The sequence below is a fragment of the Mycobacterium liflandii genome (genome assembly GCF_022354805.1).
Lineage (GTDB): Bacteria > Actinomycetota > Actinomycetes > Mycobacteriales > Mycobacteriaceae > Mycobacterium > Mycobacterium marinum.
Map to the genome: position 1 here is coordinate 4,312,347 of NZ_CP023138.1, position 17,900 is coordinate 4,330,246.

12 protein-coding genes and 1 pseudogene are annotated in these 17,900 nt (G+C 67.0%); 5 read left to right on the forward strand and 8 right to left on the reverse strand.

The window, feature by feature from the left end:
* The first annotated feature begins 45 nt into the window (after nucleotides 1-45).
* From lipB to CKW46_RS19185, 3 genes are read left to right on the forward strand one after another with little or no spacing between them, the layout of a single operon-like run.
* Nucleotides 46-771, forward strand: coding sequence for a lipoyl(octanoyl) transferase LipB (gene lipB / locus CKW46_RS19175; RefSeq protein ID WP_134428947.1), 726 nt, complete (start codon nucleotides 46-48; stop codon nucleotides 769-771).
* A complete protein-coding gene (gene lipA, locus CKW46_RS19180; protein WP_011739517.1) occupies nucleotides 768-1,742 on the forward strand; it encodes a lipoyl synthase in 975 nt (324 codons plus the stop codon). The genes lipB and lipA overlap by 4 nt, the downstream gene beginning before the upstream one ends.
* 26 nt (nucleotides 1,743-1,768) lie before the next feature.
* Complete coding sequence (locus tag CKW46_RS19185) at nucleotides 1,769-2,521, forward strand: DUF4191 domain-containing protein (protein ID WP_117436611.1); 753 nt, start codon at nucleotides 1,769-1,771, stop codon at nucleotides 2,519-2,521.
* Between the two features lie 50 nt (nucleotides 2,522-2,571).
* Here the strand turns inward: CKW46_RS19185 and CKW46_RS19190 are convergent, their stop codons facing one another.
* The gene (locus tag CKW46_RS19190; RefSeq protein ID WP_482052270.1) at nucleotides 2,572-2,994 is read right to left on the reverse strand and encodes an RDD family protein; all 423 of its coding nucleotides are present in this window, start codon (nucleotides 2,992-2,994) and stop codon (nucleotides 2,572-2,574) included.
* A gap of 242 nt (nucleotides 2,995-3,236) precedes the next feature.
* On the opposite strand from CKW46_RS19190, the gene glnA (CKW46_RS19195) reads away from it, so the two are divergent.
* Nucleotides 3,237-4,673, forward strand: a complete 1,437-nt coding sequence (glnA, locus tag CKW46_RS19195) for a type I glutamate--ammonia ligase (RefSeq protein ID WP_482052271.1) — start codon at nucleotides 3,237-3,239, stop codon at nucleotides 4,671-4,673.
* A gap of 262 nt (nucleotides 4,674-4,935) precedes the next feature.
* Complete coding sequence (locus CKW46_RS19200) at nucleotides 4,936-6,762, forward strand: PE family protein (RefSeq protein ID WP_482052272.1); 1,827 nt, start codon at nucleotides 4,936-4,938, stop codon at nucleotides 6,760-6,762.
* 44 nt (nucleotides 6,763-6,806) lie between these two features.
* On the opposite strand, the gene CKW46_RS19205 is transcribed toward CKW46_RS19200, so the two are convergent.
* The 7 genes and pseudogenes from CKW46_RS19205 to CKW46_RS19235 all read right to left on the reverse strand — a co-directional run bounded on the left by CKW46_RS19205 (nucleotide 6,807) and on the right by CKW46_RS19235 (nucleotide 17,865).
* Nucleotides 6,807-7,667 carry a TIGR03619 family F420-dependent LLM class oxidoreductase gene (locus CKW46_RS19205; protein WP_015356199.1) on the reverse strand — a complete coding sequence of 287 codons (861 nt, stop codon included), beginning with the start codon at nucleotides 7,665-7,667 and terminating at the stop codon, nucleotides 6,807-6,809.
* Nucleotides 7,664-8,302 carry a PaaI family thioesterase gene (locus CKW46_RS19210; RefSeq protein WP_015356200.1) on the reverse strand — a complete coding sequence of 213 codons (639 nt, stop codon included), beginning with the start codon at nucleotides 8,300-8,302 and terminating at the stop codon, nucleotides 7,664-7,666. The genes CKW46_RS19205 and CKW46_RS19210 overlap by 4 nt, the downstream gene beginning before the upstream one ends.
* Nucleotides 8,303-8,315: 13 nt before the next feature.
* A complete protein-coding gene (locus CKW46_RS19215; protein WP_015356201.1) occupies nucleotides 8,316-11,303 on the reverse strand; it encodes a bifunctional [glutamine synthetase] adenylyltransferase/[glutamine synthetase]-adenylyl-L-tyrosine phosphorylase in 2,988 nt (995 codons plus the stop codon).
* 70 nt (nucleotides 11,304-11,373) lie between these two features.
* The gene (glnA, locus tag CKW46_RS19220) at nucleotides 11,374-12,714 is read right to left on the reverse strand and encodes a type I glutamate--ammonia ligase (protein WP_012394948.1); all 1,341 of its coding nucleotides are present in this window, start codon (nucleotides 12,712-12,714) and stop codon (nucleotides 11,374-11,376) included.
* A gap of 89 nt (nucleotides 12,715-12,803) precedes the next feature.
* Entirely contained in the window at nucleotides 12,804-14,372 is a 1,569-nt protein-coding gene (locus CKW46_RS19225; protein ID WP_083866464.1) for an alpha/beta hydrolase, read from the reverse strand.
* A gap of 60 nt (nucleotides 14,373-14,432) precedes the next feature.
* Nucleotides 14,433-16,165 (reverse strand): annotated as a pseudogene (ctaD, locus tag CKW46_RS19230) (aa3-type cytochrome oxidase subunit I).
* Between the two features lie 143 nt (nucleotides 16,166-16,308).
* Complete coding sequence (locus tag CKW46_RS19235) at nucleotides 16,309-17,865, reverse strand: alpha/beta hydrolase (RefSeq protein ID WP_117435375.1); 1,557 nt, start codon at nucleotides 17,863-17,865, stop codon at nucleotides 16,309-16,311.
* Nucleotides 17,866-17,900 lie beyond the last annotated feature (35 nt).

Below are 17,900 nucleotides of genomic sequence, written 5' to 3' on the forward strand. Positions count from 1 at the left end.
CACCACGCCCGCGGGTGACCGGCTGCTACGGGTAACGTCGCATCTGTGACCGGGTCAATCCGCTCCAGCACGGCTGGAATCGACGTGCGCCAACTTGGCAGCGTCGATTACCAGACCGCCTGGCAGATGCAACGCGACCTGGCCGACGCCCGCGTCGCCGGCGGCCCCGACACGTTGCTGCTGCTGCAACACCCCGCGGTCTACACCGCCGGACGACGGACCGAGCCGCACGAACGGCCCGGCCCCGTCTTTGCGGGCGCTGCCGGGGACGAGGCGATAGATGTCGTAGACACAGACCGCGGCGGAAAGATCACCTGGCATGGCCCAGGCCAGCTGGTCGGCTATCCGATCATCGGTTTGGCCCAGCCACTCGACGTGGTCAATTACGTTCGGCGCCTCGAAGAATCGCTGATCAAGGTGTGTCTCGACTTGGGTTTGGAGACCAGACGGGTCGAGGGCAGGTCCGGGGTGTGGATACCGGCCGGATCCGGGCGCCCGGAGCGCAAGATCGCCGCCATCGGTGTCCGGGTGTCACGGGCGACAACGCTGCACGGCTTCGCGCTGAACTGCGATTGCGACTTGGCCGCGTTCACCGCGATCGTGCCGTGTGGCATCTCCGATGCCGGGGTGACCTCGCTGTCGGCCGAGCTTGGCCGCACCGTTGGCGTCGAGGAGGTCCGCGGCGCGGTCGCCGACGCCGTCTGCAATGCGTTGGACGGAGCCCTGCCGGTCCGCGACCACCCGGGCGCCCGCGTAGCATCATCAACGTGAATGTCGCTCCGGAGCCCGGTGCCGCCGGCGCTGCGGCTCCGCAGGGCCGCAAGCTGCTGCGCCTGGAAGTGCGCAACGCGCAGACCCCTATCGAACGCAAACCCCCGTGGATCCGCACCCGCGCCCGCATGGGGCCCGAATACACCGAGCTGAAAAACCTGGTTCGGCGCGAGGGCCTGCACACGGTGTGTGAAGAGGCCGGCTGCCCGAACATCTTCGAATGCTGGGAAGACCGGGAAGCCACGTTTTTGATCGGCGGGGACCAGTGCACCCGACGTTGTGACTTCTGCCAGATCGACACCGGAAAACCGGCCCCGCTGGATCGCGACGAGCCGCGCCGCGTCGCCGAGAGTGTGCACACCATGGGCTTGCGCTACGCCACCGTCACCGGCGTGGCGCGCGACGACCTGCCCGACGGCGGCGCCTGGCTCTACGCGGAGACCGTGCGCGCCATCAAGGAGCTCAACCCGTCCACCGGCGTCGAGCTGCTGATCCCGGACTTCAACGGCAAAGCTGATCAGCTTGGCGAAGTCTTCGAGGCCCGCCCGGAGGTATTGGCGCACAACGTCGAAACCGTGCCACGGGTTTTCAAACGGATCCGGCCCGCCTTCACCTATCAGCGCAGCCTGGACGTGCTTACCGCGGCCCGCCAGTTCGGCCTGGTGACCAAGAGCAACCTCATTCTTGGTATGGGGGAAACCCCTGAGGAGGTGCGCACCGCGCTGGTCGATCTGCATGATGCCGGCTGCGACATCATCACCATCACCCAATATCTGCGCCCGTCGCCGCGCCACCACCCGGTCGAGCGCTGGGTACGGCCCGAGGAGTTCGTCGAGTTCGCCCAGTACGCCGAGGGGCTGGGCTTCGCCGGGGTGTTGGCCGGTCCGCTGGTGCGCTCGTCCTACCGGGCGGGCCGGCTCTACGAGCAGGCCCGGTCCCGCAACACCTCGGGAGCCTCGAACTCAGGCTAGCCAGTGCCTACGTATTCTTGACAACTATGGCCAGATCCCGAAATTCCGCTGAAAACAACGCCGCCAAGGCCGAGGCAAAGGCGGCCCGTAAGGCCGCCGCCCGGGAACGCCGCACCCAGCTTTGGCAGGCGTTCAACCTGCAGCGCAAGGAAGACAAGCGACTGCTGCCCTACATGATCGGGGCTTTCGTCCTGATCGTGGGCATCTCGGTGGCGGTCGGGGTGTGGGCCGGCGGGCTCACCATGATCACGATGATCCCGTTCGGCTTGCTGCTGGGCGGTCTGGTGGCGTTCATCATTTTCGGCCGCCGCGCTCAACGGGCGGTCTACAGCAAAGCTGAAAGCCAGACCGGTGCGGCCGCCTGGGCGTTGGAGAACCTGCGCGGCAAGTGGCGCGTGAGCCCCGGGGTCGCCGCGACCGGCCACTTTGACGCCGTACATCGGGTGCTGGGCCGGCCCGGCGTGATTCTGGTCGGCGAGGGATCCGCGGCCCGGGTCAAACCGCTGCTGGCACAGGAGAAGAAGCGCACCGCTCGCCTGGTCGGCGAGGTACCGATCTACGACATCATCGTGGGCAACGGCGACGGCGAAATTCCGTTGGCCAAGTTGGAACGCCACCTCACCCGCCTTCCGGCCAACATCACGGTCAAGCAGCTGGACTCGCTGGAGTCGCGACTGGCCGCGCTGGGGTCACGGGCCGGCGCCGGCGCGCTGCCGAAGGGGCCGTTGCCCAACGCCGGCAAGATGCGCGGTGTCCAGCGCTCGGTGCGCCGCAGGTAGCTGCACACACGCTCTGCCCGGGCCAGACCGCCACGGACCGGGGCGCGGTCTCAGCGCCGCACCACCGCCGTGGCCGTCAGCCGGTCGTGGATCCCGCGCCCATCGGCATCGGTGAACAGCGGCGGGACCACCAGGGCGATCAGCAGTCCGCGTCCGGCCAGACGGCCGACCCCGACGGGCATCCGCCCATCCAGCCTCACCACCGCCAGACCGAGCATCAACTGGCCTGGCGTGAATCCGAACAGGCGTACCGCCAATACACCCATCAACAGCCAGATCACCAGGACCACCGTCGACAATATCGCCTGGGGCCAGGCACCGACTCCCACGCCCAGCAGGGCCAGACCGTAGGCCAGCAGCCAGTCGACGCACAGCGCCGCCAGCCGGCGCCCCGTTCCAGCAAGCGATCCCGGCCCGGTTCTCGGGAACCCGAGCGTCTTACCCGGATAGCTGGTGGACGATTCTGTGGTCATCGGCCCGGTCCGCTCGCATGGTTGTGCTTCCCAGCGAGCCGGCCGACGGCTGGCGGGGATATTGTCATCGACGGACCAGTTACGATCTTGCGGGCCATGGCTTCACAATAGGACTCGGCCAGAAGCCGGGGGCTGTTGCCGGGGCTGATGGTCGCGTAACGTCCGCGCAACACGGGGTTGACTGGCGGGCAACAACACCTCCATAGCGTCGGCCGCGAATCACCTAAGCAAAGGAGCACTCAGTGACGGATAAGACGCCCGACGACGTCTTCAAACTCGCCAAAGACGACGGCGTCGAGTTTGTCGATGTGCGGTTCTGCGATCTGCCCGGTGTCATGCAGCACTTCACGATTCCGATCTCCTTCTTCGATGAGGCCGTTTTCGAGGAGGGCCTGGCCTTCGACGGCTCCTCGATCCGCGGATTCCAGTCGATCCACGAGTCCGACATGCTCCTGCTCCCGGACCCCGATACCGCGATCATCGACCAGTTCCGCGAAGCCAAGACGCTGAACCTGAACTTCTTTGTGCATGACCCGTTCACCCTCGAACCCTACTCCCGCGACCCGCGCAACGTCGCCCGCAAGGCCGAGAACTACCTGATCAGCACCGGCATCGCCGACACCGCCTACTTCGGCGCCGAGGCCGAGTTCTACATTTTCGACTCGGTGGCCTTCGACTCGCGCACCAACGGGTCGTTCTACGAGGTGGACGCCATCTCCGGGTGGTGGAACACCGGCGCAGCCAACGAAGCCGACGGCGGCCCCAACCTCGGCTACAAGGTCCGCCCCAAGGGCGGGTACTTCCCGGTGGCGCCGGTCGACCACTACGTCGACCTGCGCGACAAGATGCTGACCAACCTGATCAACGCCGGCTTCAGCCTGGAAAAGGGTCACCACGAGGTGGGCACCGGCGGGCAGGCCGAGATCAACTACAAGTTCAACACGCTGCTGCACGCCGCGGACGACATGCAGCTCTACAAGTACATCGTCAAGCAGACCGCATGGCAGGCCGGCAAGACCGTGACCTTCATGCCCAAGCCGCTCTTCGGTGACAACGGATCGGGTATGCACACCCACCAGTCGCTGTGGAAGGACGGCACCCCGATGATGTACGACGAGACCGGGTACGCCGGCCTGTCGGACACGGCTCGCCACTACATCGGTGGCCTGTTGCACCACGCGCCTTCGCTGCTGGCCTTCACCAACCCCACGGTGAACTCCTACAAGCGGCTGGTGCCCGGCTACGAGGCCCCGATCAACCTGGTCTACAGCCAGCGCAACCGCTCGGCCTGTGTGCGTATCCCGATCACCGGCAGCAACCCGAAGGCCAAGCGCCTCGAGTTCCGCTGCCCCGACTCGTCGGGCAACCCGTACCTGGCGTTCGCGGCGATGTTGATGGCCGGCCTGGACGGCATCAAGAACAAGATCGAGCCGCAGGCGCCGGTCGACAAGGACCTCTACGAGCTGCCGCCGGAGGAAGCCGCAAACATCCCGCAGGCCCCGACCCAGCTGGCTGCGGTGATCGACCGGCTCGAGGCTGACCACGAATACCTCACGGAGGGTGACGTATTCACCCCCGACCTGATCGAGACGTGGATCAGCTTCAAGCGCGAGAACGAGATCGAGCCGGTCAACCTGCGGCCGCACCCGTACGAGTTCGCGCTCTACTATGACTGCTAGAGACGTCTAGCGCGCTTCCAAGTCGTGTAACACACACCGGGTACAGCAACCCGCTTGGCGACCCTCACCGGTCGCCAAGCGGGTTGTCTGTTTTTCGCGCCGGAGTCGCGCGGTGCCACCCTCGCGAGACGTGCGTCGCAAGGGCCGGCGACAGCCGGCAATCGCGCTTGCGGATCCACGCCATCGATTAGGCTCTGCTCAGCACGGCTCGTCGACTCTGGCTTGCTGAATTCTGACTGTTCCTAACCGAACCGGGGGGCACATGTCGTATGTCATTGCGGCACCAGAAGAGTTTGCCTCGGCGGCAAGGAATTTGGCGAATATCGGCGTGACGATCAACGCCGCCAACGCCAATGCGATCCTCGCGACCACCGAAGTCATCCAGCCCGGCGCCGATGCGGTGTCGGCTGCGATCACCGCACTGATCAATTCGCACGGCTTGGGATATCAGTCGATCAGCCAGCAGACGACGGCGTTTCATGACCGGTTTGTGCAGACCGTCAACGCGGCTGCGGCCAGCTACACAACTACCGATTTCACCGCTGCGTCCCTGCTCAAGAGCATGCCTGCCGCAGTCAACGCACCCGCGCAGGCGTTGTTTGGGCGGCCGCTGATCGGCAACGGCAGCAATGGCGCTCCAGGAACCGGGGCACCCGGCGGCGACGGCGGAATATTGTTCGGCAGCGGCGGAGCCGGTGGGTCCGGCGCTGGCGGTCAAGACGGTGGAGCCGGTGGGCGGGCCCGGCTCTTCGGCAACGGTGGCGCCGGCGGTGCCGGCGGGACGGGCCAGACCCAAGGGGGCGCCGGCGGGGCCGGCGGCCTGTTCTTCGGCAACGGTGGCGCCGGCGGTCCGGGCGGCTCCGGTGGCCTCAACGGGGGTGCCGGTGGTGCCGGCGGGGTCGGCGGGTTGTTGTTCGGGGCCGGCGGTGCCGGCGGGGCGGGTGGATCGGGGACCTCCGGTATCGGTGGTTTGGGCGGGGACGGCGGTCTGGGCGGCACCGGCTTCTTTGGGGTCGGCGGGGCCGGTGGCGCCGCCGGCAACGCGGGCCTGATCTCCGGAACCGGCGGCGTCGGGGGCCAGGGCGGTGTGGGCGGGTTCGGCGAAGGCGGGGCCGGCGGCGACGGCGGCGGGGCCGGGCTGATCGGCAATGGTGGCAGCGGCGGCACCGGTGGCAACGCCGTCGGGAACTCTGGGGTCGGTGGCCACGGCGGCGCCGGTGGCCAGGGCGGCAGGCTCTACGGCAACGGCGGGGTCGGGGGTAACGGCGGGTTCAGTGGCCCCATCACCGCCGGCGGGGCCGGTGGCACCGGCGGGACCGGGGGCTCCGCCGGACTGCTCGGTGACGGTGGAGCGGGCGGCGCTGGCGGGGCCAGCGGGTTCGCCAGCGGCGGTACCGGCGGCATCGGCGGTACCGGCGGGTTGCTCTTCGGCGCGGCCGGTGACGGCGGCAACGGCGGGTTCGGCGCTGGTGGACGAGGCGGCTCCGGCGGGGCCGGCGGCGACGCCTGGCTGTTCGGCAGCGGCGGCTCCGGCGGCGGCGGGGCCGGCGCCATCAACGACGGCGGCTCCGGTGGGGCCGGCGGCAACGGCGGGCGTCTGTTCGGAGATGCCGGAGCCGGTGGCAGCGGCGGGGCCGGCGGAACCAGCTTTCTCGATACCGTAATCGTTAGCAGCAACGGCGGGGCCGGCGGCAATGGCGGCAGCGCCGGGCTGGTCGGCAATGGCGGGGCCGGCGGCGCCGGGGGCCAGGGCGGGCTAATCGTCAGCGCCGACGGCAACAACGGCGGGGCCGGCGGCGACGGTGGCGGCGCCGGGTTGCTGCTGGGGGCCGGCGGCGCGGGGGGCCAGGGCGGCCTGGGCGGCAACACCGGCGACGGCGGCAATGGCGGCAACGGCGGCAACGCGGCTTTGATCGGTGACGGCGGAAGCGGTGGCGCCGGCGGCGACGCCGGCAGCGGCGACGCCCGGCTGGTCGGCAGTGGTGGGAACGGCGGCAACGGCGGATTCAGCGCGACGCCGGCCGCCGGCGGCACGGGTGGCGCCGGCGGCGCGGTGTTCGGCTCGGATGGGGTGGCTGGGCTGCCCTGACCGGCGACCGACCCAAAAAGCCGGATTGGCCGTCCGCGCCAGGGCTAGCCGTCGAGCGAAAGGTCCTTGCGGAATCGCGCCATGCCGTCGATCTTCGCGTCCAACCCGGCGTCCGGCCCGGTGTAGAACATCCACGGCATGGTGATGATCCCGGTGATGCCGGCATCCTCGGCACGCTGGTAGTCGGCGGGGGTGAAGGCATCGGTCAGCGGCGTCAGGATGGTGAAATCATCTACCGGCAAGCCGTTTTCGGCACGCAGTTCGCGTAACCTGCCCACCGCCTCGATGGCCCGTTCGGTCTTGATCAAGTCTCCGATCCAGCCGTCGTAGCGGGCGGCGCGGCGCAATGCGATGTCGCTGAGCCCCCCGACGTAGATCGGAATGGGCGGCGGAGTTGGCTGCATCTCCAGGCGCGGAGTTTGGTAGAACCGACCCTCGAATTCCGTCCAGCCCGGTTCCCACAGCCGCTTCATCAGGGCGAGCATTTCGTCGGTACGTTTGCCGCGGGCCGCGAACTGCTCCCCCATCAGAGCGAATTCCTCGGCGCACCAGCCGACGCCGACGCCCAGCTCGACCCGTCCCGACGCCAGAAGTGCGCCAGTGCCAATGGCTTTCGCCGCCGAATAGGGGTTGCGCATCGCGGGAATGTACACGGTGGTGACGAACTTCAGCCGCCGCGTCACCTGCGCAAGCGCACCCACGAGGACCCAGGGGTCGGGCCAGTCGGTGAACGGCTGCCATCGCCGCTGCCCGTCCTTGGTATAGGGGTAGGGGGTCTGCAAGGTCTCCAGGTTGACCACGTGGTCCGGGATCCCGATGCCGTCATAGCCCAGCTCGTCGGCGGCCTTGGCGATCTCGATGATCTCCGGGGTGTTGAGGAAGGCGCTGCTGACGTAGAACTTCACGGGACCTCCCGCGCCCAAGCCGGTTTGATGAAGACCCCCTCGGCCTGCGCCGTGACTCCCTCGGCGTCGGACAGAAATCCGCGTGCAAAGGCTTTGACCCCTTCGGTCCGGTCCACCCAGGCTTCGCAGCGCAGCGGCCCCAGTGGGGTGCCGCGCAGGTATTTCACCGTGATGGTGCCGGTGAACAGGGGCTGGGTCCGTCCCTGGCTGGCCGCCTCGCCAAGCAGATGATCCAGCACCAGTGCGCACACCCCGCCGTGCACCAGGCCGGGCGGACCCTCGTAGGCCGCGCCCAGCACGAACTCGGCCCAGCACCGGCCGTCTGCGGCGTCGGGATCGTGATGGACAACCACCGGCGGTGCTATCGGATTGCACTGGCCGATTACCGCATTTGCCAGCGGAATCGGGCGCGCGTCACCGCGGTAGCTGACCTCGCAGGGCCGGCTCTGCTCGCGGCGCAGCGATTGTGTCACCGCCTCGATCACGGCCCTCGCTTGCAGGATCCCCTCTTCGTCTGCCCGGGTTTGGATGGTGGCGTCGATGAGATCGCGCACGGCCTCGGCCAGGGGTGCGTAGGTCGCCTCGACCCGATCCAGCTCAGCGTCGTCGCTCGAGCCCTCGAACGCGGCGCCCAACCCGGACCAGCCCCTAACTTCCGAACACCTTGCGCACGACGGCTTTCGCGCGCCGGGTTACCCGCAGATAGTTGTCCAGGAACTCGCCACCGTCGTCGTTGTGCCAGCCGGCGGCCACCGCCACCGCGTTGAGCTGACGTCCCGGTCCCGGCAGCTGGTCGGTGGGCTTGCCACGCACCAGCACCAAGGCGTTGCGCGCCCGGGTCGCAGTCAACCAAGCCTGCCGCAGCAGCTTCACCTCGTCCTCGGCGACCAGTTTCGCCTCGGCTATCGCATCCAGTGATTCCAACGTCGAGGTGTTGTGCAAGGCCTCGATCTCGTGCGCGTTTTGCAGTTGCAGCAGCTGCACGGTCCATTCGATGTCGACCAGCCCGCCGCGGCCCAGCTTGGTGTGCGTATTGGGGTCGGCGCCGCGCGGCAGCCGTTCGGACTCGACCCGCGCCTTGATGCGGCGGATTTCATGCACCGCCTCGGCGGAGACGCCGTCGGGCGGATAGCGGGTGTGGTCTACCAGCAGCAAGAACCGCTGGCCCAGCTCCGCATCGCCGGCGACCGCGTGCGCGCGCAGTAACGCCTGAATCTCCCAGGCCTGCGCCCACTGTGCGTAGTAGGCCTCATAGGACGCCAACGTGCGAACCAGTGGACCGTTGCGGCCTTCCGGCCGAAGGTTGGCATCCACCTCCAGCGGTGGATCGACGCTGGGGGTGCCCAGTTTTGCTCGAACCTGCTCGGCCACCGCGGTGGACCATTTCACCGCCTGCGCATCGGTCACACCGCTGGCCGGTTCACAGACGTACATGACATCGGCATCTGATCCGTAGCTCAGTTCGGAGCCGCCCAGTCTGCCCATGCCGATGACCGCGATGCGGGCCAGGGGCCGTCCCCCCTCGGGGGTGTTGGCCCGGATCATCGCCTCCAGCGCGGATTGCAGGACCGCCACCCACACCGAGGTCAGCGCACGGCACACCTCGGTGACTTCGAGCAGGCCCAGCAGGTCCGCGGAACCGATGCGGGCGAGCTCGCGGCGTCGTAGCGTGCGGGCGGCGGCGATGGCGCGCAACGGATCGGAGTATCGGCCCGCCGAGGCGATCAGTGCCCGGGCAACCGCCGCGGGCTCCGTCTCGAGCAGCTTGGGTCCGGTCCGGCCGTCACCGTAGTTCTGAATCACCTCGGGTGCGCGCATCAAAAGATCTGGCACGAAAGCCGAGGTGCCCAGCACGTGCATCAGCCGCCTACCCACGGTCGGCTTGTCGCGCAGGGTCGACAGATACCAGCTTTGCGGGGCCAGCGCCTCGCTGAGCCGGCGGTAGGCCAACAGCCCGCCGTCGGGGTCTGGGGCATAGGACAGCCAGTCCAACAGCCTGGGCAACAGCACCGACTGCACACGCGCGCGCCGGCCGCTGTGATTGACCAGCGCCGCCATATGCTTCAACGCAGTCTGCGGGCCCTCGTAGCCCAGCGCCGCCAGCTGGCGCTCAGCCGCCTCCGACGTCATGCCCCGCCCGGCGATTTCCAGCCCGGCCGGGGCAATCGACTCCAGCAGCGGCTGATAGAAGAGCTTCGCGTGCAGCCGCGACACTCGCACGTTCTGATGCTTGAGTTCCTCGCGCAGCATCCCGGCCGCGTCGTGACGGCCGTCGGGCCGGATGTGAGCCGCCCGCGCCAGCCAGCGCACCGCCTCTTCGTCGTCGAATTCGGGGAGCAGGTGGGTGCGTTTGAGTCGCTGCAGCTGCAGGCGATGCTCGAGCAGGCGCAGGAATTCGTAGGAGGCGATCATGTTCGCCGCGTCCTCGCGCCCGATGTAGCCGCCTTCGCCGAGCGCCGACAGCGCGTCCACGGTAGAGGCGACATGCAGCGACTCGTCGCTGCGGCCATGCACGAGCTGCAGCAATTGCGCGACGAATTCCACGTCGCGCAGCCCGCCGGTCCCCAGCTTGAGCTCGCGCCCGCGGATATCGGCGGGCACCAGCTGTTCCACCCGGCGGCGCATGGCCTGCACCTCGGCCACGAAGTCGTCACGTTCACAGGCGGTCCACACCATCGGCATCAGCGCGGCCAGGTAGCGCTGGCCCAGTTCCGCGTCGCCGACCGCCGCCCGGGCTTTCAGCAGTGCCTGGAACTCCCAGGTCTTGGCCCAACGCTGGTAGTAGGCGATGTGCGATTCGACGGTGCGGACCAACTCGCCGCTGCGGCCCTCCGGGCGCAGTCCGGCATCCACTTCGAAGAACGTCGATGACGCCACCCGCATCATCTCGCCGGCGACGCGGATGCTGATCGGGTCGGCGCGCTCGGCCACAAAGATGACGTCGACATCGCTGACGTAATTCAGTTCGCGGGCGCCGCATTTGCCCATCGCGATGACCGCCAGTCGCGGTGGTGTGCGGTCGCGGCACACCGTCTTTTCGGCCAGCCGCAAAGCCGCCGCCAGCGCGGCGTCGGCGATATCGGCCAGGTGCGCGGCCACCACGGTGAACGGCAGCACCGGTTCGTCTTCGACCGTCGCCGCCAGGTCCAGCCCGGCCAGCACCAGAACGTGGTCACGGTGCAGGGCGCGCAATCGATGTACGGCCGAGGCCGGCGCCGCGGCCACCTCCTCGGCCAGATCCACGAACGACTCGAGCAGCGCCGCGTGTGATGGCAGTGCGACCTTGCCCCTGAGCAACTTCCACGACTGCGGATTGGCGACCAGGTGGTCCCCCAGCGACAGCGAGGAACCCAGCACGGCGAACAGTCGCCCGCGCAGGCTGCGTTCGTTGAGCAGCGCCGCGTTCAGCTCGTCCCATCCGGTGTCGGGGTTCTCGGCGAGCCGTACCAAGACCTTCAGGGCAGCGTCGGCGTCCGGTGCGCGTGATAACGACCAGAGCAGATCCACATGCGCCTGGTCATCGTGTTCGGTCCAACCCAGCTCCGCCAGGCGCGCCCCGGCCAGAGCATCCACCAATCCCAGACGGCCGACGCTGGGCAGCTTTGGTCGCTGCGTCGCGGGCTTCGTCACGTTCATGACGGTAGCGCAAGCCGACCACTGATCGGACCGTCTGGTCCATCAGATTGATTTCACCGCGCCCCGCGGGCTACAGCGACAGGTATGTGCTCAGTTCGTATGGGGTGACGTGACTGCGGTAGGTGGCCCATTCACGACGCTTGTTGCGCAGGAAGAAGTCAAAAACATGCTCCCCCAATGCCTCCGCGACCAGCTCGGAGGATTCCATCGCGCGCAGCGCGCTGTCCAGGCTCGTCGGCAGCTCGCGGTAGCCCATGGTGCGGCGCTCTTCGGGCGTCAGGTCCCACACGTTGTCCTCGGCCTGCGGGCCTAGCACGTAGCCCTTCTCCACCCCGCGCAGCCCGGCGGCCAGCAGCACGGCGAACGCGAGATACGGATTGCACGCGGAGTCGGGGCTGCGCACCTCGATCCGCCGCGACGAGGTCTTGTGCGGCGTGTACATCGGCACGCGCACCAGCGCGGAGCGGTTGGCCGCCCCCCAGGAGGCGGCGGTCGGCGCTTCACCGCCCAGGATGAGCCGCTTGTAGGAGTTGACCCATTGGTTGGTCACCGCGCTGATCTCAGAGGCGTGCTCGAGGATCCCGGCGATGAACGACTTGCCCACCTCCGACAGCTGCAGCGGATCGTCGGGGCTGTGGAACGCGTTGACGTCACCCTCGAACAGGCTCATGTGGGTGTGCATCGCCGAACCGGCGTGCTGGCCAAACGGCTTGGGCATGAACGTGGCGCGCACGCCCTCTTCCAGCGCCACTTCCTTGATGACGTAGCGGAAGGTCATCACGTTGTCGGCCATCGAGAGCGCGTCAGCGAACCGCAGATCGATTTCCTGCTGGCCCGGCGCGCCTTCGTGATGGCTGAATTCCACCGAGATTCCCATGAACTCCAGGGCGTCGATCGCGTGCCGGCGGAACTTCGACGCCGATACATGCACCGCCTGGTCGAAATAGCCGGCGTTGTCGATCGGCACCGGTTCCGTCCCGTCCTCGGGGCCGGGGTTGAGCAAGAAGAATTCGATCTCGGGATGTACGTAGCAGGAGAAGCCGAGTTCGTTGGCCTTGGTCAGCTGACGCCGCAGCACGTGGCGCGGATCGGCCCACGACGGCGAGCCGTCCGGCATGGTGATGTCGCAGAAGATCCGAGCCGAATGGTGATGGCCGGCGTCGGTGACCCAGGGCAGCACCTGGAAGGTGGACGGATCCGGGTGCGCCACTGTGTCGGATTCCGAGACCCGGGCAAAGCCCTCGATCGACGATCCGTCGAAGCCGATGCCTTCCTCAAAGGCGCCTTCGAGTTCGGCAGGTGCGATCGCAACCGACTTGAGAAAACCAAGCACGTCGGTGAACCAAAGCCGGACGAAGCGGATGTCACGCTCTTCCAGTGTGCGGAGGACGAATTCCTTCTGCCGATCCATGACTCGAACAGTATGCAAGATGTGTTAAATGCGTGTTACCGATGCCCGGCCAGGCACGTTGCGGAGTGCCCGGGCGAGCGCGCGACCGGCTAGGACCCGCAGCGCAAATTGGCCGGCGGCGGCGTCAAGTTGAGCAAATACCGCACCACCGCGCCGTCAACACAGTCGTTGCCGTCGAATACGGCGGTGTGCTGAGTCCCGTCGTAAGTGATCAGCGGAGCACCCAACTGCCGGGCCAGGTCAACGCCGGCCTGATATGGCGTGGCCGGGTCATGGGTGGTGGACACCACGACAGCCTTGCCCGGCGCCGCGGGCGAGGCCGCATGTGGCACCGACGTCGCCGGCACCGGCCACAACGCACACAGATCACGCGGGGCCAACCCGGTGAACTGCCCGTAACTGAGGAAGGGAGCGGCCTGACGGAACTGTTGGTCGGCCGAGACCCACGAAGCGGCATCCGTCGGTGTCGGCGCGTCCACGCAGCGGATCGCGTTGAACACGTCCTGGCCGTTGTTGTAGCGCCCCGCGCGGTCACGGCCGTCGTAGTCGTCGGCCAGCAACAGCAGGTCACCGGCGTCGGTACCCCGCTGCAGGCCGAGCAAACCGCTGGTCAGATACTTCCAGCGCTGCGGCGCATAGAGCGCATTGATCGTGCCCGTGGTGGCGTCGGCGTAGCTGAGGCCGCGCGGGTCTGAGGTCTTTGCCGGCTGGCTGACCAGTGGATAGACCAGAGCGTGGTACCGGTTGACCCATTGGGCCGGGTCGGTGCCCAGCGGGCACGCCGGTGAGCGAGCACAGTCGGCGGCGTAGTCATTGAAGGCGGTCTGGAATCCCGCCAACTGTTTGGCGTTTTCGTCGATCGGCCCGGCCATCGGATCGATGGCGCCGTCGAGCACCATCGCCCGGACGTGGGAACCGAACCGTTCGAGGTAGGCGGTGCCTAACTCGGTACCGTAGCTGTAGCCCAGGTAGTTGAGCTGATCGTCGCCCAGCGCCCGGCGGATCATGTCCATGTCGCGTGCGGTGGCCGCGGTGCCGACGTTGGCCAAGAAGCCCAGGCCCATCCGGTCAGCACAGTGTTGGGCCAACTCTCGGTACACCTGCTCGATGTGAGCCACGCCGGCCTGGCTGTAGTCCACCATCGGGTCACGCCGGAACACGTCGAATTCGGCGTCAGTGCGACACCGCAGCGCGGGAGTGGAGTGGCCCACTCCCCTGGGGTCGAATCCCACCAGGTCGAAATGGCGGGCGATCTCGGTGCCCCTCAGCTCGGGTGCCATACCGGCGACCATGTCGACCGCGGACGCTCCGGGCCCGCCGGGGTTGATCAGCAGCGCACCGATTCGCTGGCCCGTCGCGGGAACCCGGATCACGGCCAGTTTGGCCTGTGCCCCACCGGGTTTGTCGTAGTCGATCGGGACCCCTACGGTGGTGCACCGTGCGGTTGGAATCTCACTGACGTTATCGATGAACGGCCCACAGGAGCCCCAGTTCTGCTGCGGCGCTGCTATAGGTATGCCCGGGCTCTGGGTCTGACCGACATCGGGTTCCGGTATCGCGCCCGCCACAGCCAGCGTGGTCGGCAACGCGCCGCAGAGCACCAGCCCAAAAGACAGCAGCGCCGAGCTCAGCGTTCTCAGGCGCAACATGGCGGACATCGTCTCACCCACGGATACCCGTGGCGCCGCGAAATGGTTACGCCTTGGTCTCGTATCTCACTACGTCGGACTACCCGCCAGTTCTGAAGTGTCGGTCTCGATTTCGTGACGACCGACGTGGGCCTCGGCCCGAAGACGTTTCACCATGTGCGGGTAGTGCAGCTCGAACGCCGGTCGCTCCGAACGAATTCGGGGCAGCTCGTTGAAATTGTGCCGAGGCGGAGGGCAACTGGTGGCCCATTCCAGCGAGTTGCCGTGTCCCCACGGATCGTCGACCAGCACCGGTTCGCCAAAGCGCCAGCTCTTGAACACATTCCATACAAACGGCAGCACCGAGACACCGAGGGTGAATGCTCCGATCGTGGAGATGACGTTGAGCGTCTGGAAGCCGTCGGTGGGCAGGTAGTCCGCATACCGACGCGGCATCCCCGAATTGCCCAGCCAGTGCTGGACCAAGAAGGTGGCGTGGAACCCGAGGAAGGTCAGCCAGAAGTGAAACTTGGCCAGCCGCTCGTCGAGCAGGCGCCCGGTCATCTTGGGGAACCAGAAATAGATGCCCGCATAGGTGGCGAACACGATGGTGCCGAACAGCGTGTAGTGGAAATGGGCAACCACGAAATAGGTGTCGCTGACGTGAAAGTCCAGCGGCGGGCTGGCCAGCAACACGCCGGTCAGCCCGCCGGCCAGGAAGGTGACCAGGAATCCCAGCGAGAACAGCATCGGTGATTCGAACGTCAGCTGACCCCGCCACATGGTGCCGATCCAGTTGAAGAATTTCAGACCGGTCGGCACCGCGATCAGAAACGTCATGAACGAAAAGAAGGGCAGCAGCACGGCCCCGGTGGCGAACATGTGGTGGGCCCAAACCGCCACGGACAGTGCCGCAATCGACAGTGTCGCGTAGACCAGCGTCGTATAACCGAAGATCGGCTTGCGACTGAACACCGGGATCACCTCGGACACGATCCCGAAGAACGGCAGTGCGATGACATACACCTCGGGGTGCCCGAAGAACCAGAACAGGTGCTGAAACAGAATGACCCCACCGTTGGCGGGGTCGTAGATATGGGCGCCGAGGTGACGGTCGGCGGCCAAACCGAACAGCGCCGCGGTCAACAGCGGGAAGATCATCAGCACAAGCAAGCTCGTGACCATGATGTTCCAGGTGAAGATCGGCATCCGGAACATCGTCATTCCCGGAGCACGCAGGCACACCACGGTGGTCAGCATGTTGACTCCCCGAGGATGGTGCCCAGTCCACCGACCGCCAGGCCCAGAATCCAAAGGTCCGGCCCCACACCGGGACTGTGAGCGGCGTTGGACAGTGGCGTGTAGGCGGTCCACCCGAAGTCGGCGGCGCCTCCGGGCACGATGAATCCGCTCAAGGCGATCAACGCGCCAAAGACAAAGAGCCAGAACGACAATGCGTTGAGCCGCGGGAAGGCTACGTCGGGTGCGCCGATCTGCAAGGGCAGAACCAGATTGGCGAATCCGAACACCACCGGGGTCGCGTAGAACAGCAGCATGGCGGTGCCGTGCATGGTGAACAGCTGGTTGTACTGCTCGTTGGACAGGAACTGTAGCCCCGGTGTGGCGAGCTCCGCGCGCATCAGCAACGCCATCAAGCCGCCGATGAAGAAGAAGATGAAGCAGGCGACCATGTACATGATGCCGATCATCTTGTGGTCGGTGGTGGTGATGATCTTGTAGATCAGGCTGCCTTTGGGCCCCATTCGCGGCGGAAATGGCCGGCGGGCTTCGAGATCGTGGGCAGGCGGCGCTTCGGTGGTCATTGATCAGCTCCAAAGGCAACGGTGACCGAATAGTTTTGGACAAGCCGCCCAAGTATTCCGGGCCGCCGCTGCACCGCCCTAGGGCCAATAGTCCCTAACCGCGGCGTCCGGCGCGGAGCTGGTTACCCGGTGTTATCGCACGCCTAGCACTTCGCGCCGCGCGGTGGCGTGGTGCCGCCGATCAGATAAGCCGTGACGTAGTCGTCGATGCAGCTGTCGCCCTGGAACACCACCGTGTGCTGGGTTCCGGCGAAAGTGAGCAACGAACCATGCAGCTGGTTCGCCAGATCCACCCCGGCCTTGTACGGCGTGGCCGGGTCGTGGGTGGTGGACACGATCACGGTCGGCACCAAGCCCGGCACCGACACCGCGTGGGGCTTGCTGGTCGGAGGGACCGGCCAGAACGCGCAGGTGCCAAGGGCGGCGTGGCCAGTGAACTTCCCGTAGCTCATGAACGGCGCGATCTCGCGCGAGCGGCGGTCTTCGTCCACGATCTTGGCGCGATCGGTGATGGGTGGCTGGTCAACACAGTTGATCGCCACACGCGCGTCGGTGGCGTTGGTGTAGTGGCCGTGCGAGTCGCGACGCATGTACATGTCGGCCAGGGCCAGCAGGGTGTCACCACGATCCTCGGTCAGCTCGGTGAGACCGTCGGTCAGGTGCTGCCACAGGTTGGGCGAATACAGCGCCATGATGGTGCCCACGATGGCGTCGCTGTAGCTGAGCCCGCGCGGGTCCTTGGTCCGAGCCGGCCTGCTCACCTGCAGGTTGTTCGGGTCGACGAGCTTGTCGACCAGGCTGTGGTAGACGGCGACGGCCTTGGCCGGGTCGGTACCCAATGGGCAGCTGTCGTTCTCGGCGCAGTCGGCGGCATAGTCGTTGAACGCTTCCTGAAACCCCTTGGCCTGCCGCAGGTCCGCCTCTATGGGATCGGCATTCGGGTCGACCGCACCGTCGAGGATCATCGCCCGCACCCGTTGCGGGTAGGCCTCGGCATACGCCGAACCGATCCGGGTGCCGTAGGAGTAGCCGAGGTAGGTCAGCTTGTCATCGCCGAGCGCCGCGCGGATGGCATCGAGGTCCCGTGCCACGTTGACCGTGCCGACGTTTTCCAGGAAGTTCTTGCCCATCTTGCCGACACAGCGGGCAACGAACTGCTTGGTTTCCTCCTCCATCCGCGCGACGCCGGCCTCGCTGTAGTCGACCTGCGGCTCCGCGCGCAACCGGTCGTTGTCCGCGTCGGAGTTGCACCACAACGCGGGACGCGAGGACGCCACTCCGCGTGGGTCGAATCCAACCAGGTCGAAGCGCTCGTGGACGCGCTTGGGCAACGTCTGGAAGACGCCGAGCGCTGCCTCGATGCCGGATTCACCGGGCCCGCCGGGGTTGATCACCAAGGAACCGATTTTGTCGCCCGTGGCCGGAAAGCGAATCAACGCCAGCGCCGCGACATCGCCGCGGGGTTGGCGGTAGTCGACCGGCACGGCGAGTTTGCCGCACAGCGCTCCGCCGGGAATCTTCACGTTCGGATTGGAGCTGCGGCACGGTGACCACTGGATCGGCTGGCCGAGCTTCGGCTCGGCCATGCGGGCGTGCCCGCCAACGACGCGGATGCAGCCGGTCAGGACGAGCGCCACGCTGGCGATCGCGGTCCATATCAGCAGCATTCGCGCGAGCTTGTCGCGGCGAGACAGGAACATGGCAACCTATGGTGCCAGAGAACACGGTAAATGCT